Here is an 18,007-nt window from a genome sequence, read left to right on the forward strand (position 1 = left end):
GCGATGGGCAAGCCGACCGGATTCACTGAGTGGGGCCGCGTCCACGCGCCGAAGCGGGACAAGCAGGAGCGGCTCGGGGACTACCGCGAGTTCACGCTGCCGCTCGCGGCCGAGGAGGCGAAGCGACAGGCCGGACGCTGCATGGACTGTGGTGTCCCCTTCTGTCACCAGGGTTGTCCCCTGGGGAACCTCATCCCGGACTTCAACGAGGCCGTGTACCGGGGCCGCTGGCGCGAGGCGTATGAGCTGCTGAGTCGCACCAACGGGTTCCCGGAGATGACGGGGCGGCTGTGTCCCGCGCCGTGCGAGGCGGCGTGTGTGCTCGCCATCGACCGGGACGCGGTGACGATCGAGCAGATGGAGAAGGAGATCTCCGAGCGGGCGTTCGCGGAGGGCTGGGTGAAGCCTCGGCCTCCGCAGCGGAGGACGGGGCGCACGGTGGGCGTGGTGGGCTCGGGGCCCGCGGGCCTGGCGGCGGCGGCGCAGCTGAACGCGGCCGGGCACACCGTCACGGTGTACGAGCGGGATGCGCACGTCGGCGGGCTGCTGCGCTACGGTATCCCGGACTTCAAGCTGGAGAAGTCCGTGGTGGACCGGCGGATTGCATTGATGGAGGCGGAGGGCGTGGTGTTCCGCACGGGCGTGGACGTGGGGGGCTCGGTGAGCTTCCGCGAGCTGCGCGGGCGGCATGACGCGCTGCTGCTGGCGATGGGGGCGCGTCGGGCACGTGAGCTGGAGGTGGAGGGGCGCGAGCTGTCCGGGGTGGTGCAGGCGATGGAGTACCTGGAGCACCAGAACCGGCTCGTGGGTGGGCACGGCGAGGCGCAGGCGCGGCTGGATGCGTCGGGGAGGAACGTGGTGATCCTGGGCGGTGGTGACACGGGCTCGGATTGTCTGGGCACGGCGCTGCGCCAGGGCGCGAAGAGCGTGCGGCAGGTGGAGCTGTTCCCGGCGCCACCTGTGATTCGCTCGGCGGAGAACCCGTGGCCCCGGTGGCCGGTGGTGTTCCGGACGTCGTCGAGTCAGGAGGAAGGCGGCGAGCGCGCGTTCGCGATGATGACGAAGCGGCTGGAGGGAACGGAGGGGAAGCTGGAGAGACTGCACGCGGTGAAGGTGGAGGTGCAGCGCTCCGTGGGTGGAGGGGCGAGGCTCGTGGAGGTGCCGGGCTCGGAGACGACGCTCGAGGTGGATCTGTTGATCCTCGCGATGGGGTTCACGGGGCCGGAGACCACGGGGCTCGAGGAGCTGGGCGTTGCGATTTCGCCCAGGGGCACGGTGCAGGTGGACTCACGCTTCGCCACGTCGGCGGAGGGCGTCTACAGCGCGGGTGATGCGAGCCGAGGGGCCAGCCTCATCGTCTGGGCGTTGTCAGACGGACGTGAGGCCGCGAAGTCCATCGACGCGTACCTGTCTGGCGGTGTCTCCGTGTTGCCGACGCGCGGCGCGGACAGTCCGTTCTGAGCATGATGGGCCTCATGGCACGCACGGACTTCCTGAACGTCGACCTCGATGTCGAGGGGCAGAACCTCGAGGAACTGATTCCGGTCCTCGAGCAGAAGCTCGTGCTCGTGTCCCAGGAGGGACCCCGAGCGACGTTCGAGCTGAATGAGCAGCCCACGAATCCCGATGAGGCCATCCAGGGGCTGTGCGCAGTCGTCGATTCTCTCGAGGGTCGAGCGCGAGACCTCTGGGATGCGTGCACGACCCGCAGCTTCGACATCGGCATCGAGGGTGGGACCGAGCCCCATTCGACAATCTGGCCCCTGCAGGTCGACACCCTGACGAAGATGGCTCGTCTCCGAGGCACTCTCGCAATCACCGTTTATGCGGCTCGACAGGTCCTCGATGAGGGAGAGACCTCGTCAGGGGCTTAGGTCATTACGGCTCGAAGATCTGCAACTCCAAGCCACCCACGACCAGCTCGGCCACCGTGACGCGCTGGTCCAGTCGCTCCACCGGGCAGCCCCATAGCGCGACGATGGCGCGGTCCAGCTTGCGAGCCAGCGCATTCGCGGACCGCACATGCGCGGACAGCTCATCAGCTACCACGGAGGCTAGAGGATGAAGCTCCACCGGCATCCGTGATCGGTCGAGGGTCAACTGATACGGATTCCCCGCGAGAGCCCCCGAGCCGACCTCAGGCAGGCCCAACAGCAGGCCGCGCATCCACCAGGACCGGCCCAGGGCGTCATCCCAGTCGGGCGAGCCGACGATGCCTAACGCCCGGAGCAGCTCGGACCCCGAGGTCAGCTCGCGAAGTGCTCGTCGCTGCGGTAGCGCCCCGAGGCTGAACCGCTCGAACAACACGTCTCCCAGTGCCCGATACCACCCCACGAGTTCATCGTGCTGGCCCGCCTGCATCCAGGCCAACGCCGAGCCGATCGTGACGAGGTCCGCCGGCTCCAGCACCTCCGACTCGAAGAGGAACCGGTAGTCGCGAGGAACGAAGGGCGTCAGGTACGCAGCCAGAGACTCAGGGGACAAGGGCATGTCGCGCTCCAGGGCCGACCATCCTGCTGCAACTCCTCCTTCCACATCACCTGGGTGCCCCCGCACTCATACTCCTCCGAGCGAACACTTCCCCTCCCCAGGGGGTGGCTTCACGCGCGCCTGGAACAAGCCACCTTTGTGCGCCCCATCGCATCGGTGCCCACCATGGACCCGCGGCTCCTCCGCTCCTCGCTGTACTTGCTGCTGCTGCTCACGGGCCTGTGCTGCGGGGACCAGGATGCACCATCCCAGTCGACCCAAGGCCTCGCCGGGGCGCCAGAAGTCCAGGACGCACCCTACCCCGTGGATGACCTGGCCGGAGGTCGCCTCAGCTCCAACCCGCACGCGCTGACCGACGTCGGCGGCCTGCTCTTCTTCGTCGCCACGGATCGCTCCCGAGGCACCGAGCTCTTCAAGAGCGACGGCACCGACCAGGGCACCCTGCTCGTCAAGGACCTCCGCCCCGGTCGCCTCGGCTCACACCCCCGCGAGCTCACCGCCCTGGGCAACACCCTCTTCTTCGTCGCCGATGACGGCACCCACGGCGAGGAGCTGTGGCGCAGCGACGGCAAGGCCTCCACCACGCGCCTCGTCACGGACCTCATGCCCGGCCCCGAGGGCTCCAGCCCCCAGGCGCTCACCGTGCTCGAGGACTCGCTCTACTTTCTCGCCACGCAGACCCCGTCCCGCACCGAGCTCTGGCGAACCGATGGCACCCTCTCCGGCACGCAGCTCATCAAGGCCCTCGACAAGCACGCCGAGGACGCCATCCCCACGCACCTCACCCCGTCGAACGGCCACCTCTTCTTCTTCATGGGCAACACCCTGTGGCGCAGCGATGGCTCGCCCCGAGGCACCCACGCCGTCCGAAGCCTCGAAGCCCCGCCCGGCATCATCCTCCACCCCAGCGCGCTCACCGACGTGGCCGGACAGCTCTTCTTCTTCGTGCGCCACGAACGCGAGGACGACCTCCCTTCGCAGCCTCCGCGCCTCTCGCTCTGGACCAGCGACGGCACCACGAACGGCACGAAGCACGTCGCGGACCTCTCACTCCCCATCGTCAATGCCTCACCACGAGCCATCGCCGTGGGCACCCTCTTCTACTTCGTCGCCCATACGCCCACGCACGGCGACGAGCTGTGGCGCAGCGACGGCACACCGCAGGGCACGCTCCTCGTGCGCGACATCGCCCCCGGTCCCGGCAGCGCCAACCCTCGCGAGCTCACCGCCCTGGAGGGACGTCTCTACTTCTCCGCGTGGACTCCCGAGCACGGCGACGAGCTGTGGCGCAGCGACGGCACCACCGAAGGCACCGTCCTCATCAAGGACATCACCCCTGGCCCCGAGGGCTCGGCGCTCGCGTCCCTCCGCGCGACCCACGGCCGGCTGTACTTCTCCGCCCGTGAGCCAGGGAAGGGCCACGAGCCGTGGACCAGCAATGGCTCCGGACGCGGCACCTCGCGCCTGGAGGACCTCGCCCCCGGCGCGTACTCCTCCTCCGCCCGCGACTTCACCGTCAGCGGCCGACGCGTCTTCTTCACCGCCAACACCCGGGCCACCGGCGCGGAGCTGTGGGCAAGAGACCTCGGCTACGACTTCCGCGTCCTCTCCCGACGCCTCTCCCGCGCCAGCGACGACGAGGACTCGCGCCTGAGCACCTCCGCGCCCGCGCGCCTCATCCAGGACATCCACCCCGGCGCGGGCGGCCCGGAACCCCACGCCTGGGTGACCCGCGCGGGCAACCTCTACTTCGACGCCAACGACGGCAGCGTGGGCCAGGAACCCTGGCGCACCGACGGCACCGCCGAGGGCACCACGCTCATCAAGGACCTCCGCCCCGGCCCGCTCTCCTCCGAGCCCTCCGGCTTCGTCGTCCTCGGCCCCTGGGTCCTCTTCTTCGCCGATGACGGCGTGCACGGCCGCGAGCTGTGGCGCACCGACGGCACCGCCGAGGGCACCACGCTCATCAAGGACATCCGCCCCGGCCTCGGAAGCAGTCAGGGCGCGGGCACTCCCGTGGTGATGAACGGCGTCGCGTACTTCAACGCCCGCGACGCGCTCCATGGCGAGGAGCTCTGGCGCACCGATGGAACCCCGCAGGGCACCGTGCTCGTGAGGGACCTCGCCCCGGGTGTCGACAACAGCTCCCCGCGTCACCTCACGCCGTTGGGCTCGCGCCTCTTCTTCACCGCCGACATCCCCGACCTGGGCTGGGAGCTGTGCGTCAGCGATGGCACCGAGACAGGCACCCGGCTCGTCAAGGACATCCGCCCCGGGCCCGCGGGCTCGTTCCCCTCATCGCTCACCGTGCGCGGCCAGCGCATCGTCTTCGCCGCGAACGACGGACGCCAGGGAGAGGAGCCCTGGGTCAGCGACGGCACCGCGCCCGGCACCTATATCCTCCGAGACCTCTGGCCCGGCCCCGAGGGCTCGTCCCCCGCCTCCTTCACCGCGACGGGAGATCGCGTCTACTTCGCCGCCACCGAGCCCAGCGTCGGCCGCGAGCCCTGGTCCACCGACGCCACCCGTCCCGGCACCGCGCTCGTGTTCGACGTGCACCCCGGTCCCTCCGGCTCCTACCCCCAGGACTTCACGCTCCTGGGCCCCAGCGTCCTCTTCAGCGCGGAGGACGGGGTCCACGGACGAGAGCCCTGGCGCGCCGACAAAGGGGTTCCGCGCGCCGCCCTCGTGAAGGACCTGAACCCGGGCCCCCAGGGCTCCGAGCCACGCTGGATGACCTCGGTCGGCGCGCTCGCCCTCTTCCACGCCGACGACGGCCGCACCGGCCCCGAGCTCTGGGAGTCCAACGGCACCACGGCGGGCACCCTCCTGCGTCAGGAGCTGGCCCCGGGCCCGACAGGCTCGCTCCCCTACGTGTTCACGCCCACGAACACGCAGACCTTCTTCCTCGCGGACGACGGCGCCCAGGGCATCGAGTGGTGGGTCCTGCGGCTCCCCGCCTCGCGCGAGCGGGAGTGACCCCCCACCCCGCAAGCCCTCTCCGGGCTCGCCGGGAATAGATATTTCTCCCAACCGTTGCCCCAGTGTTCACCCTATCCTCATTTCTTTTTCCCCGGAGTCATCGCCATGAGCAGCGAGCAGTCCCTCATCGTGACTGAGACCGACCTGGACCGTCTGCGCCAGGTCATCGACCACCATGGAGGGGGCCGCACGGCCGAGCTCGTGGAGATGCTCGAGTCGGAGCTGGGCCGGGCCCACGTCGTCAGCTCGGAGACGGTGCCCCCCAGCGTGGTGACGATGAACAGCACCGTGCTCTTCGAGGACGAGCAGACCGGCGAGCAGCGTCAGGTGACGCTCGTCTACCCGAAGGACGCGCGCAGCGACGAGGGCCGCATCTCCGTGCTGGCGCCCATCGGCAGCGCGCTCATCGGCCTGTCCGTGGGCCAGTCCATCGTCTGGCCGCTGCCGAACGGCCGCACCAAGCGGCTGCGCATCGTCGCCGTGCCGTACCAGCCCGAGGCCTCGGGCCACTACCACCTCTGAGGGCCCTTGAGGCGCCCGTCCCGTCCGTCGAGAGGGACGGGCGTCGACGATTCCCTCAGCGCAGCCCCACCCGCTTCGCCAGCTCCTGCGCCAGCGAGCGCAGCTCCTCGACCCCCGGCGCCGCGGGGCTCGTGTCGAACACCACCTCGTAGCCCAACCCCGCCTGATTGATGGACTCCGAGCGCGGAATGCGCGCCCGCAGCACCGGCACCGTCGAGTCCCTCAGCGCCTCCTCCATCGCCCCGTTCGTCGCCGGAGTGCGCCGGTCCCACAGGTTCACCACCGCCACCAGCTCGCCGCCCTGCGCCTCGCGCACGTCGCGCCACGCCGCCTCAATCTCGCCCAGCCCCTGCAGCGCGAACGCGCCCGTGGGCACCGGCGCCACCACCAGGTCCGCGAACGCCAGCACCGCCTCCGTGTACGCGCCGATGCTCGGCGGCGTGTCGACCAGGATGATGTCCGGCGTCCAGCTCAGCGTCTTGAGCGCCCGTGGAATCGCCTGCAGCCGGTGACCCCACTGGAACAGCTCGCGCTCCAGGGCCGCCATGCGCGGCGCCGCCGGCGCGATGAAGAGCGTGGGACGCTTCGGTGACGCCACCACCACGTCGTCCAGCCGGTACTTCGGCCGCGGCCCCAGCGCCTCCGCGAGGCACGGCCCCTCACGACTCTCCAACCCCAGCACCAGCGACGCGTGCGCCTGCGGGTCCAGGTCCAGCACGAGCACCCGCCGGCCCGCGTCCGCCAGCGCCGAGGCCACGTGCGCGCAGAGCGTGGTCTTCCCCACGCCGCCCTTGATGGTGCAGAACGCAATCAACGCCATGGGCCCGTCCTATACCGGATCTCCCACGCCGCCACCGGCCTCCCGGCGAGCCCCTCCGACGCCCCGGCACCTCCCAGAACACCCATGAATTCCGGACGCTCCGGAATGGTACGGCCGCACCATCCGGGGGCGCTCCAGAATGGTGCAGCGCCCCGGAATGTCAGACCTCTCGCCAATAATTCCAGCCACTTGGCCATGGCATCCCACGTGCTGAAGCACGGGGCATCAGGGCGTCCTCCCGAGGAGGCCCGCCAGCTTGAGGAGGCACATCATGGATATCCGGTTCTACGGCGTTCGCGGCAGCATCGCGGTTTCTGGCTCACGCATCGGCGGCAACACGGCCTGCGTGGAGGTGACGAGCCAGGGCCACCGGCTGATCCTCGACGCGGGCACGGGCCTGCGCGCGCTGGGCGAGTCGATGATGCGCGAGCCGATTCCGCACGACGTGACGATGTTCTTCTCGCACCTGCATTGGGATCACGTGCAGGGCTTCCCCTTCTTCACCCCGGCGTACCTGCCCACGTCGCGGCTGACGATGTACGGCCCCGGCGCGAATGGCGCGCAGGCGCTCCAGTCGGAGCTGGCGGCGCAGATGCAGCCGCCGCACTTCCCGGTGCCGCTGAGCACCATGCGCTCGAAGATGGACTTCCTGTCCGCGCTGCACGCGAGGACGGTGGAGGTGGGCCCGTTCAAGGTGACGCCCATCGACGTGCCGCACCCGCAGGGGTGCCTGGCGTACCGCGTGGAGGCGGACGGACACTCGTTCATCTACGCCACGGACGTGGAGCTGCGCCTGGAGGACCTGTCGCCGGAGGTGGCGCGGCTGTTCGAGGGCGCGGACGTGCTGTGTCTGGACGCGCAGTACACGCCCGACGAGTACGACGGGAAGAAGGGCATCCCGAAGAAGGGCTGGGGCCACTCGACGATGATGGACGCGGCGGGCGTGGCGAAGACGGTGGGCGCGCGGCGGCTGTGCCTGTTCCACCATGACCCGGCGCACTCGGACGAGGTGCTGGAGGACATGGCCGAGCAGGCGCGGACGCTGTTCCCGGTGTGCGAGCCGGCGCGCGAGGGCCAACGACTGGTGCTGGGCCGCGCGGCCTGAGAGGTGGGCCGGACGATGCCACACGGATGCTATGGTGACGCTTCGGCCTTCATCCTCCCGCCCCTGCCCACCATGCCCCCCGCCCCGGATGTCACCCAGGTCCTCCTCCCCTTCGGGGCGCTGGTGGGCCGTGAGGTGGACCTCGACGCCTTCCTCCAGACGTTGATGGACCGCATCGCCGCCACCATGCAGGCGGACCGGGGCACGCTGTGGTTGTTGGACCCCGCACGGCGCGAGCTGTTCAGCCGCGCGGCGCACCTGCCGGAGGTGTCCCAGATTCGCGTGAAGCTGGGCCAGGGCGTCGCCGGCACCGTGGCCCAGCAGGGCCAGCCCATCAACGTGCCGGACCCGCGCGGCGAGCAGCGCTTCTTCGCGGACATCGACCGGATGACGGGCTACCGCACCACCAGCCTGCTCGCGGTGCCGCTGCGCGACGTGGACGGCGCGCTGTACGGCGTGCTCCAGGTGCTCAACCGCCGGGGCGCGGACCGCTTCACGCATGAGGACACCGAGCGGCTGGACGCCATCGCGTCGCAGGTGAGCTCCGCCCTGCAGAGCACCAGCCTCTACCAGGAGCTGCAGCGCGCCAAGGACCAGCCCCAGGCGCCGGTGGGCTACTTCTTCAACCGCATCATCGGCGAGTCCCCGCAGCTGCAGAGCATCTACCGGCTGGTGCGCAAGGCCGCGCCCACCGACGCCACCGTGCTGCTGCGCGGAGAGAGCGGCAGCGGCAAGGAGCTCTTCGCGCGCGCCGTGCACGTCAACGGCCCGCGCCGCGACAAGCCGTTCATCAAGGTCGACTGCGCCGCCCTGCCCGCCACGCTCATCGAGAACGAGCTGTTCGGCCACGAGAAGGGCGCCTTCACCGGCGCGGACCACCGGATGCCCGGCAAGTTCGAGGCGGCCGACAACGGCACCGTGTTCATCGACGAGATTGGCGAGCTGCCCCTGCCCGTGCAGGGCAAGCTGCTGCGTGTCCTGCAGGACCGCGAGTTCGAGCGCGTGGGCGGCACGCAGGCCATCAAGGTGGACGTGCGCATCGTCGCGGCCACGCATCGAGACCTGGCGCGCATGGTGGCCGAGGGCCGCTTCCGCGAGGACCTCTACTACCGCATCAAGGTCGTGGAGGTGGTGCTGCCCCCGCTGCGCGAGCGCGGCGCCGAGGACATCGAGCGGCTGGCCCGGCACTTCGTCGCCACCGCCGCGCGGCGCCACCGGCTGGTGACGCCCCGTCTCAGCCCCGCCGCGCTGGAGCGGCTCAAGCGCTACCGTTGGCCGGGCAACGTGCGCGAGCTGGAGAACTGCATCGAGAGTGCCGTGGTGCTGTGCGAGGGGGAGATCCTCGAGGAGCACCTGCCCCTGCCGGACCTGGACCGCATCCCCGGGAGCACGCCCGCGGAGCCCGTGCGCACCCTGGCGCCCGCCGCGTCCGAGCCGGGCCTGAAGTCCCTGGCCGAGGTGGAGCGCCTGCACATCCTGCGCGTCCTGGACGCCGTGAAGGGCAACCGCACCGCCGCCGCGAAGGTGCTGGAGATCGGCCGCAACACGCTCGCCCGCAAGCTCAAGGAGTACGGCCTCGCCGACGAGGCGTGAGCGCCGCGCCCCGGTGGGCAGGCGGCCTTCCGCGTCAGTCCAGAATTACCCCTTGGAACCGACAGCACGTGCCTCCCGGTAGAACCTGGAGCATGCTGGAGCGGCCATCCATTCCGTCCGAGGGGAAGCCCATGAAGGTCATCGAGTCGCTGCTCGCCCAACTTCCGCCGGCGCTGGCCGAGAAGCTTCCGGACGTGAAGCTGCAGGACCAGGACATCCGGGTGACGCTCGCGCAGGAGGGCCTCACGCGGGACAACATCCTGCCGCCCAAGCTGAGCCTCGCGGACTTCACGCTGTCGTTCGACGGGGCCGTGGAGGCCACGGTGCGCAACTTCAACTCGCCCGGTGACGTGGACGAGAACGGCGTGGTGGGCGAGCCCGCCGCCGCCAACGCGCCGGCCTCCGACGGCTCCCGGCCCCAGCTGCTGCTGGGAGGAGAGACCGGCTGGATGCGCTACCAGGCCACGGCGCGCATCAAGTCCGCGGGGTCCACCGGCTCGCTGCCGTTCGTGTCCGGACAGGGCAAGAGCGAGGTGTTCGCCACGCTCAGCGACTACCGTGCGCACCCGCTGACGCGGAACATGCGCGAGGCGGTGAAGGAGGACCTGTCGCATCCACGGCTGCTGGTGTTGTCCACGGACCTGACCAAGCTGGGCCCGGGTGACGCGGTGGCGTGGCAGGTGCGCGGGACGCTGGAGGCGGGGCTCGAGCTGAACTGGGCGGACCTGTTCACCACGAACCTGGCGAACCTGGCCTTCGTGCGCACCAGCGAGCTCATCGAGCTGAAGACGGCGCTCGACGCGAAGGTGGGCGCGCGCGTGTCGCTCACGGACGACTACCAGCTCGTCTTCTCCCGCCCCGCCGCGAGCCGCATCCAGCTGGCCGTGCGCAAGGCGAAGTCGCGCGAGGCCACGCTGGGCGCGGGGCTCAACCTCCAGGTGGAGCTGGCGGACGCGGAGGCGGTGCGCAAGCGGCTCGGCGAGGTGCTCACGGCCATCACCGGACAGGCCGAGGCGAAGGTGGAGGAGCTGGTCGACAAGGCCCTCGACAAGGTGCTCAGCGCCGAGGAGCAGGCCCAGCTTCGCGGCATCCTGGAGCGGCTGGGGCTGGACCCGCAGCTGGTCGTCCTGGACCACCTGAAGCAGGAGTGGGGGCAGCTCAAGCAGAAGGTGTCGAGCGCGCTCGACACGTTGGTGAAGGCGCGCGTGGCGGCGTCCTTCCAGTACGAGTACCTGCGCGTATCCGAGTCCTCCACGCTGCTGGAGGTGGAGCTGGACGAGACCACCGCGCTGCGCTTCCACGGCTCGCTGCTGCGCGGCAGCCTGGTGGACCTGCTCGCGTGGCTGCGTGAGCCCGCGAACGCGGGGAGCTACACGCTGCGCAACTACCTGAACACCTCCTCCGCCACGCTCCAGTCGACCGTGGGCTTCACGCTCGGCCTGGGCAGCTTCGAGGTGCTCAAGGCGCGCTCCACGCGGAAGCAGACCTGGGTGAACCAGGAGAACCTCCAGGGCGCGCGGCGGCAGGCGTTCCTCGGGCAGCGCGCGTACGAGGACTCGTTCCTGGGCCACCGTGGCCGGTGGGTGGTGGACTTCCGCGCGGACATGGAGACGTTCACCCTGGCCCCGACGGCGCCGGACTTCCGCCTGGGCCTGCACATGCTGCTGTGGGGCCAGAAGAAGAAGCTGTCGAAGCAGGAGCTGCGCGAGGCGGTGGACGACGCCGTCGTGTGGGGCGTGCTGGACGCGAACGACGCCGCCACGGTGCTGACGAAGCTCGACGCGCACGTGGGCAGGTCGGACGTGGAGACGCAGCTGGAGCTCAAGGTGTCGGACGACATGCTGCGCGAGCTCCTGCCGAGACTGCAGGGCTTCGACGTCAACCTGTTCTCCCGCGCGCTCGCCCGGGCCATGCCGTGGAGCGAGCAGACGGCGCGCGTGTCCCCGGAGTTCCGCAAGCTGGTCTATGCGCCCATCTGGGAGTCGTATCTGAACGAGGTGCTCGACAAGGGCAGCTTCCTGTCCGGAGACCTCTCCCCCACCCGCGCCGCGCAGATCGCCCAGTGGTTCATCGAGCGCGACGCGACGGTGAAGCAGCTCGCCTCGGACCTGCTGCTGCGCGAGAAGACGTGGAACGGTATCGGCGGCAGGTTCACCTTCGCGGAGGTGACGCAGGCGAACAGCGGGACGCTGGGCAAGTGCCGCCGGTTCGTGGAGGGCCTCGTGCGGCTGCGTCGCTCCATCGACGAGCGGCGGAGCGGCGAGGAGCTGCGCGCGGTGCACGGTGAGTTGGAGGGGATGTGGAACACGGGGTTCCACCTGCGCGCCGCGGGGGCACTGCTCGCCGAGGTCGCGAAGGCGACTCCTCGCGGGCTCGGCGGCATCGAGCGCACGTTCACCGTACGGATCGCGAGCAGCCAGGAGCAGCTCGTGTTCTCCACCGCGTGGGGCCCGTCGTCGTCAACGTAGGCAGGGCGCTTGTCGCGTCCGCGCGGCGGCCACGGTTCGTGAGCCCTGTTCATCGCCGACGTCAGGGCGCGGGGCTCAAAGCATGCGCTGCCGCATCCACGCGGCGGCCACGGTTCGTGAGCCCCGTTCGTCGTCAGGGCGCGGAGCTTACAGCGTGCGCGACAGCATCAGCGCGGCGGCCACGGACATCACCCCGGCCGCCGTGAAGTGCGTCCAGGCGCGGCGAGCCAGCGTACCTCGCGTGTCCTGCGCCTCCGGCCCCAGGACGACCAGGGCGGGTCCGCCGCCGCGGCCGCACAGCTCGTAGGAGCCCTCGCTCGGGCCCCGTCGGAGCTCCCCCACCACGAAGCACGTCTCGCCCGCGGTCCCCACGCGCTCCCAGGACAAGGCCCAGGGCTCGTCCGTCAGCTGGCGAGCCTCGGGCACCGCGGCGCCCTCCGGCGTCACCGGCCGCTCCTCGAGCCACGCTGAGGGCGTCGGCAGACAGACCGTCCTGCAGCGGCGGGGCCGCACGGGCGCCATCAACGACGCGGGCGAGAAGCGCACTCGCGCCCGGATGCGCGCGCCGCGCAATGTCAGCGTCGGGGAATAGGCGCGCTCACGAGACAGCAGCGTCCCCTTGCGCCCATCCGAGGCGACCTCGCGCAGCTCCGCTTCGTAGAACGCGCAGCCCACGCCCCCCGGCGACGTCAGTTCCTCCTGCGCATCGAGCGTGCCCTGGAAGACACCCCAGCTCGTGGTGGCTCCGGCGCGCAGCTCCGCCACGGCGTCATCCAGGGTCTTCGGCGCCGAGTCGCGCAGCAGCTCCGACCCCGAACGGACCCGGGTGCCCCGCACCGCGAGCAGGGCCGCCGCCACCAGCAGCGCGATGCCCAGCGACCTGCCGAACGACTCGGACGACCACACCACGAAGGCGACATTGCCCAGCCCGGAGACGAGCAGGAAGCCACCGAAGGCCAGCAACCCGAACCAGACGAGCGGCAGACGGGGGACTCGCGAGTCCGGCCCCCGCCGTCCCACGGTCAGCACGGCCACCACCAGTCCCGCCAGGAGCGCCGCATAGATGGGCGCCAGCACGGCGCGCCAGAATTCCATCCCGTCCCCCGGCCGCACGAACAGGGCCCGCTCCACGCCAGACCCCGGATACCGAGGGAAGGTGGTACGCCGGACAGGCTCGCGCAAGGTCGCCCGGAGTCTCACCCCGTCCCGCGCCTGACAGGTGCCGCGGGAACCGCCCTCCGTCGGACGGAGTCCGGCCGGGTCGTGCGAGGGAAGTGTTGAGTACGTGAGGATTCCACGACAGGCGCCGACAAGTCGTGAGCCCAGCCCGCTTCGGCGCGCAGGTGCTGGAGAAACAGCTCAGGAAGCAAGAGAGTGCGCTTCAGACGGCCATGGAGTTGCCGCACCCGCACGTTCGCGAGGAATCGCGGAGCTCGATAGATGCTTCGGCTGCTCTCGGACAAGCTGTCCGGGTGAGTGGTAGCGACGGCGCCTTCCCCCCCGAGTCGCCTCAGGCCGCTGAACCCACTACTGCTCCTGGCCCGCGGAGGCCCGGCGCAGCGGCTGCTCGCGAAGCTGTCCCTTCACCTTCAGGTCATCGAAGGTACAAGCGAGGTTGCGGCATCCCACCGCCACCTTGGCGACGCGGTTCTCCAGGCCGGGCAGCAGCTTGCGGGCGAAGCGCTGCCGTCCGAGGAACCCTTCCGCGAGCACGCCGCCCTTCACGCGGCTGAGCTTCAGGCGCACCTGGTAGGGCCCCCGGTCGGGCAGCGGCATCTCGTCCTCGACGAGCCCGTCCGTGTCCTGCGCGCTGTTGCCGACGATCTCCTGTCCGTCCTCGGCGAAGTAGCGCCACGCCAGGCGCATGCCGACCTCCGGAATCGCGAAGGCCGACACCTGGAGGTCCCGGATGCGGAAGGACAGCTCGCCGTAGTGCTGTGAGTCCGGCTCGTCCGGACGGTACTCATCCCCGAGCGGCTTCACGTCCATCATCACCGAGGCGTCGAAGTGGTCCGCCGCGAAGTAGCGCGTCGCCACATAGGCGCGAGGCACCAGCCGCCGGCCACCGGCATCCTGCCCCCCCTGCCATGCGCGGAGCTGTCCGCCTTCGACCTTCCACAAACCGCTGTGGAGATTGAGCTCCTCGGGGCCCTTGTCGTCGAAGGACACCTCGAAGCGCGCCTCGCCATCCGGCGTCGCCGCCTCGACCAGGGTCGCCGTGGAGAAGGCCTCCGCGTACGTGTTCGGCGGGTTCGGCTTCTCGGGCATCCGCCCGTTGACCCATCGCGCGCCGAGCCCCAGCACCGCGAGTCCACCCACCACCGACAGGCCGGCGCGCACCCGACGCCACCCCGTCCGCAGCTTGCGGGTGATCTGACTCGTCGACTTGCGACGCCCCTCCAGTTGATGCGTCGGCCGGGCCGTCTGGTTGGGCGCGGACGTCGAGGCGACCAGCAGCTCCAGCGCCTCGCACAGCTCCGTGGCCTTCGCGTAGCGCGCCTCGGGGTCCGTCTCCAGCAGCCGGTCGATGATGTGGTCCACGCGCGGGTCCAGGCCCGGCACCCGCTTGGACGGCAGCTTGAAGCGTCCCAGGGGAAGCTCCCCGGTGAGCAGCTCGTAGAGGACCACGCCCAACGAGAACAGGTCCGCGCGGCCGTCCACGCTCTTCGCGTCGCGCCGCTGCTCGGGGGCCATGTAGTTGAGCGTGCCCATGGCCACCGCCGTCGCGGTGAGCTGCAGCCGGGCCTCGGACTGACGGATGCCGGCGAGACCGAAGTCCGCCACCTTCACGTTACCGCGCCCGTCCAGCAGGATGTTCTCCGGCTTGAGGTCGCGGTGGATGATGTCCTTGTCGTGCGCGCACTCGATGGCGCGCGCCGCCTGGAGCATCAGCTTCAGGCCCTGCTGCGGCGTCAACGAGCCGGTGGAGATGGCCTCGCGCAGCGAGCGGCCCTCCACGAACTCCATCACGAAGTAGTAGTGCTCGCCGGCCACGCCCCGGTCGATGATCTGCACGATGTTCGGGTGGTTGAGGGCGGCCAGCGCCGTGGCCTCCTTCTCGAACCGCGCCACGAACTCAGGGTCCTTCGCCAGCTTCGGCGGGAGCAGCTTCACCGCCACCGTGCGACCCAGCGAAGTCTGGCGCGCGAGCCACACCTCGCCCATGCCGCCGCGGCCCAGCAGCTCCTTCAGCTCGAAGCCCGGCAGCGTCACCCGCGCCGCCGCCACGAACGTCTCCACCGAGTGGATGTCCAGGTCGGAGTCGGCGTCGCCCCGCCCCGTCGGCCGCGTCGAGCGCACCACCGTCGCGTCCACGGGCACATCCATCCCCGGCGTCGAGGAGGGCAGCGCCACGCCACTCGGGCCAACGCCGCCCGACTCGTTCGAGGACTGAGGGACGCCCTGCCGACCGTTACCCGGACCCTCTCCTCCGCCCGAAGCGCTCTGCACGGGCACCTCGCCCGCGCGAACGCCCGGCAGGGGCACGCCGAACGGTGCGCCCGGAGATGCCCCGCCATGCCCGGGAGCATCGCCCCCCGCAGCGTTCGGAGACGCGGCGACGCGCGCCAGCGCATCACCCGCTGCGCCCACCCCTGGCACTGCCACTCCGAACGGCGCGCCTGGCGACACGCCGCCACGGACGGAGGCCTCGCCTCCGGCAAGCCCCGAGGCCACCGGAGCCTCGCCGCCCACGCGCACGCCCGGCAGCGCGACGCCGCCCGGTGAGGAATCGATGGCGGTCCCCGTCACCCGCAGGCCGGGCACGTCCGTGTCCCCGAAGGACACCTCCACACCACTGTCGCGCGCCGCGTCCCCCGCCGCTTCCACGTCTCTCATGTCGGCCACACCCGAAGACGCGTCCACGCGCGCCACCGGGCCCACTGACGCGGCGTCACCACCCGCGCTCACAGCGGCGCCCAGGCGCGCTCGCGCCTCGGAGCCCGACGTCACGCCGGCCGCGGACGTCCCACCCACCCACGAGGCACCCGCCCTCGCGATTCCACTCGGAGCCGCGCCGACCCTCGACGAGCCGGGCTCCCGCTCCTCACTCCAATCGATTCCGCTCGACCCCGCGGACGCATCCCGCAGCGCTCCGCCGTTCGCATAGCTGGGGCTGCGCGACGCGCGCTCCTCCCCCCCCAGCCCCGGGACCACCGTGTCGCGCGTGTGCTCGTTCAACGGCTGCGCCCGGTGCGGCGCGAACGTGATGTTCGAGTTGCCCGCCCCCACCGGCTTCACACCGCCTACGTCCTGACGACGCACCTCGAAGCGGATGCCGCAACGGCACGTCAGCTTCTGCCCGCTGACATAGACCCGGGTGTCATGTTGGGTCCCGCAGTTGGGACACTCCTGGGTCGTCGTCATCGGCGCGGGGAGGCGGCGGTCGTATGTTCCACGCCATGGACGCGGTAGGTGGGGACGGCCTTCTCCTTGCCCTTGACCTGCAGCGCCGGCAGCTCCTCCACGTCGAAGCCCGCGCCGGACCTGCGCACCGTCGACTCCGACGCGAGCACCTCGCCGCTCTTGGCCATGCCACACAACCGCGAGGCCGTGTTCACCGTGTCGCCGATGGCCGTGAACTCGTGCCGCTCCGCGCTGCCCATGTAGCCGACGACCGCCTGGCCCGTGTTGATGCCGATGCCCACCTCGATGGGCGCCTTGCCGGCCGCCACGCGGTTGCGGTTGATCTGATCCACCGCCTCCTGCATCTCCAGCGCCGCCCGCACCGCCCGCGCCGCGTCGTCCGGATGCGACAGCGGCGGACCCCACACCGCCATCACGCAGTCGCCGATGAACTTGTCCAGGTTCCCCTCGTAGCGGAACACCACGTCCGCCATCGCCGTGAAGAACGTGTTGAGCATCGACACCACTTCCTGCGGCGACTCGTTCTCGGAGATGGTGGTGAAGCCGCGGATGTCCGCGAACAGGCAGCTCACCTCCGCCAGCCGGCTCTGCCGCAGGTCCTCCGTCTCACCGGAGATCACCGCGTCCGCCACCGCCTTGGACAGGAAGCGGCTCAGCTCCGCGCGCGTCACCGCCTCCGCGCGGATCTGCTCGCCCAACGCCGCGTTCTCCAGCGCGATGCTCGCCTGCGAGGCGATGCCGGAGAGGATGTTCAGGTCCTTCTCCGAGAAGGCGTTGATCTGCTGGCGGCTGTCCAGGAAGAGCACCGCTTGAATCTTGGAGTTCACCATCAGCGGCACCGCCATGGCCGAACGGATGCCCTGCGCCACGATGCTCTCCGCCGCGGAGAAGCGCTCGTCGATGATGGCGTCCGCCGTCAGCACCGCCTTGCCCGTCTCCACCACGCGCTTGAGCACCGTGTCGGACAGCATGACGTTGACCGGCTTGCCCGTGCGGTGGTGCACCGCCGCCGGGATGAACTCCCCGTCCCCGGCCACCTTCAGGATGACGCCGTGGTCCGCCGCGAGCAGCTGGAAGGCCACCTTGAGGATCTGCTCGAACAGCCCCGTCTGGCTGCCCTGCGTGCTCACCTGCCGGTGGAACTCGTGGGCGATGCGCAGCTTCTCGTAGTCGCGGCGCAGCGCCTCGCCGTCCGTCATCTGGTCCACCGGACGGAAGTTCTGCGGCACCTGGTCCATCTGCGCCAGGAACGCGGGCATGGACACCGACTGCGCCACCACCGTCACGCCGGGCGCCGCGGGCGCGGGGACCGCCGGCTGCTCGCCGCTGTGGAAGATGAGCCGCGAGGAGCCCAGGGCGATCTCGTCCCCGTCCTTCAGCCGCAGTTCCTTCACCCGCTTGCCGTTGACGAACGTCCCGTTCGAGGACCCCAGGTCCTTGAGGACGAAGTCCTTGCCCACCTTCTCGATGGTCGCGTGCTCCTTGGAGACCTCGCGGTCCACCAGGCGCAGCGTGTTGGACGGATGACGGCCGAGCGACGTCAACGGCCCCAGGGGGAACTCCCCCAGAGTGCCGTCCGCGAAGCGCCCGGTCAGCCGGGGGCCTCGGAGCTGTTGCCCGGATTTCGGAGCGAATGGGGCGGGAACCTGGCTCACGCGCGAA

12 protein-coding genes are annotated in these 18,007 nt (G+C 70.6%); 7 read left to right on the forward strand and 5 right to left on the reverse strand.

Translation table 11 applies throughout. The features are described 5' to 3' along the window. Nucleotides 1-3: 3 nt before the first annotated feature. Both K8640_RS21270 and K8640_RS21275 read left to right on the forward strand, forming a co-directional pair. Complete coding sequence (locus tag K8640_RS21270) at nt 4-1,461, forward strand: glutamate synthase subunit beta (RefSeq protein ID WP_223748692.1); 1,458 nt, start codon at nt 4-6, stop codon at nt 1,459-1,461. A gap of 14 nt (nt 1,462-1,475) precedes the next feature. After that, the gene (locus tag K8640_RS21275) at nt 1,476-1,874 is read left to right on the forward strand and encodes a hypothetical protein (RefSeq protein ID WP_223748693.1); all 399 of its coding nucleotides are present in this window, start codon (nt 1,476-1,478) and stop codon (nt 1,872-1,874) included. Nucleotides 1,875-1,878: 4 nt separating this feature from the next. Here K8640_RS21275 and K8640_RS21280 read toward each other — a convergent pair whose 3' ends face one another. Further along, on the reverse strand, nt 1,879-2,490 hold the full coding sequence (locus tag K8640_RS21280; protein WP_223748694.1) for a hypothetical protein: 612 nt from the start codon (nt 2,488-2,490) through the stop codon (nt 1,879-1,881). 165 nt (nt 2,491-2,655) lie between these two features. On the opposite strand from K8640_RS21280, the gene K8640_RS21285 reads away from it, so the two are divergent. Further along, nucleotides 2,656-5,469 (forward strand): ELWxxDGT repeat protein, encoded by a 2,814-nt coding sequence (locus K8640_RS21285; RefSeq protein ID WP_223748695.1) that lies wholly within the window; start codon nt 2,656-2,658, stop codon nt 5,467-5,469. Nucleotides 5,470-5,577: 108 nt separating this feature from the next. After that, nucleotides 5,578-5,994 carry a nucleoside diphosphate kinase regulator gene (gene rnk, locus K8640_RS21290; RefSeq protein ID WP_223748696.1) on the forward strand — a complete coding sequence of 139 codons (417 nt, stop codon included), beginning with the start codon at nt 5,578-5,580 and terminating at the stop codon, nt 5,992-5,994. A 55-nt stretch (nt 5,995-6,049) separates the two neighbouring features. Here the strand turns inward: rnk and K8640_RS21295 are convergent, their stop codons facing one another. Next, the gene (locus K8640_RS21295; RefSeq protein WP_223748697.1) at nt 6,050-6,814 is read right to left on the reverse strand and encodes a ParA family protein; all 765 of its coding nucleotides are present in this window, start codon (nt 6,812-6,814) and stop codon (nt 6,050-6,052) included. Nucleotides 6,815-7,085: 271 nt separating this feature from the next. Here K8640_RS21295 and K8640_RS21300 point away from each other — a divergent pair, with 271 nt between their 5' ends. From K8640_RS21300 to K8640_RS21310, 3 genes are all read left to right on the forward strand, one after another. Next, nucleotides 7,086-7,919: an MBL fold metallo-hydrolase gene (locus K8640_RS21300; RefSeq protein ID WP_223748698.1), complete on the forward strand. Its 834-nt coding sequence runs from the start codon at nt 7,086-7,088 to the stop codon at nt 7,917-7,919. Between the two features lie 15 nt (nt 7,920-7,934). Beyond that, nucleotides 7,935-9,512, forward strand: coding sequence for a sigma 54-interacting transcriptional regulator (locus K8640_RS21305; protein ID WP_223748699.1), 1,578 nt, complete (start codon nt 7,935-7,937; stop codon nt 9,510-9,512). Between the two features lie 131 nt (nt 9,513-9,643). Continuing rightward, complete coding sequence (locus K8640_RS21310) at nt 9,644-11,980, forward strand: hypothetical protein (RefSeq protein WP_223748700.1); 2,337 nt, start codon at nt 9,644-9,646, stop codon at nt 11,978-11,980. Nucleotides 11,981-12,127: 147 nt separating this feature from the next. Here the strand turns inward: K8640_RS21310 and K8640_RS21315 are convergent, their stop codons facing one another. From K8640_RS21315 to K8640_RS21325, 3 genes are all read right to left on the reverse strand, one after another. Next, on the reverse strand, nt 12,128-13,075 hold the full coding sequence (locus tag K8640_RS21315) for a hypothetical protein (RefSeq protein ID WP_223748701.1): 948 nt from the start codon (nt 13,073-13,075) through the stop codon (nt 12,128-12,130). A gap of 432 nt (nt 13,076-13,507) precedes the next feature. Continuing rightward, a complete protein-coding gene (locus K8640_RS43165; RefSeq protein WP_370640369.1) occupies nt 13,508-16,345 on the reverse strand; it encodes a protein kinase domain-containing protein in 2,838 nt (945 codons plus the stop codon). Beyond that, entirely contained in the window at nt 16,342-18,000 is a 1,659-nt protein-coding gene (locus K8640_RS21325) for an adenylate/guanylate cyclase domain-containing protein (RefSeq protein WP_223748702.1), read from the reverse strand. The genes K8640_RS43165 and K8640_RS21325 overlap by 4 nt, the downstream gene beginning before the upstream one ends. Nucleotides 18,001-18,007: the final 7 nt, after the last annotated feature.

The sequence above is a fragment of the Myxococcus sp. XM-1-1-1 genome, assembly GCF_020037095.1.
Lineage (GTDB): Bacteria > Myxococcota > Myxococcia > Myxococcales > Myxococcaceae > Myxococcus > Myxococcus fulvus.

Coding starts and splice junctions, on each gene's coding strand:
- K8640_RS21315 (WP_223748701.1), bottom strand. CDS start 13,075: ATGGAATTCTGGCGCGCCGTGCTGGCGCCCATCTATGCGGCGCTCCTG.
- K8640_RS21310 (WP_223748700.1), top strand. CDS start 9,644: ATGAAGGTCATCGAGTCGCTGCTCGCCCAACTTCCGCCGGCGCTGGCC.
- K8640_RS21270 (WP_223748692.1), top strand. CDS start 4: ATGGGCAAGCCGACCGGATTCACTGAGTGGGGCCGCGTCCACGCGCCG.
- rnk (WP_223748696.1), top strand. CDS start 5,578: ATGAGCAGCGAGCAGTCCCTCATCGTGACTGAGACCGACCTGGACCGT.
- K8640_RS21285 (WP_223748695.1), top strand. CDS start 2,656: ATGGACCCGCGGCTCCTCCGCTCCTCGCTGTACTTGCTGCTGCTGCTC.
- K8640_RS21275 (WP_223748693.1), top strand. CDS start 1,476: ATGGCACGCACGGACTTCCTGAACGTCGACCTCGATGTCGAGGGGCAG.
- K8640_RS21300 (WP_223748698.1), top strand. CDS start 7,086: ATGGATATCCGGTTCTACGGCGTTCGCGGCAGCATCGCGGTTTCTGGC.
- K8640_RS21295 (WP_223748697.1), bottom strand. CDS start 6,814: ATGGCGTTGATTGCGTTCTGCACCATCAAGGGCGGCGTGGGGAAGACC.
- K8640_RS21280 (WP_223748694.1), bottom strand. CDS start 2,490: ATGCCCTTGTCCCCTGAGTCTCTGGCTGCGTACCTGACGCCCTTCGTT.
- K8640_RS21305 (WP_223748699.1), top strand. CDS start 7,935: ATGCCACACGGATGCTATGGTGACGCTTCGGCCTTCATCCTCCCGCCC.
- K8640_RS43165 (WP_370640369.1), bottom strand. CDS start 16,345: ATGACGACGACCCAGGAGTGTCCCAACTGCGGGACCCAACATGACACC.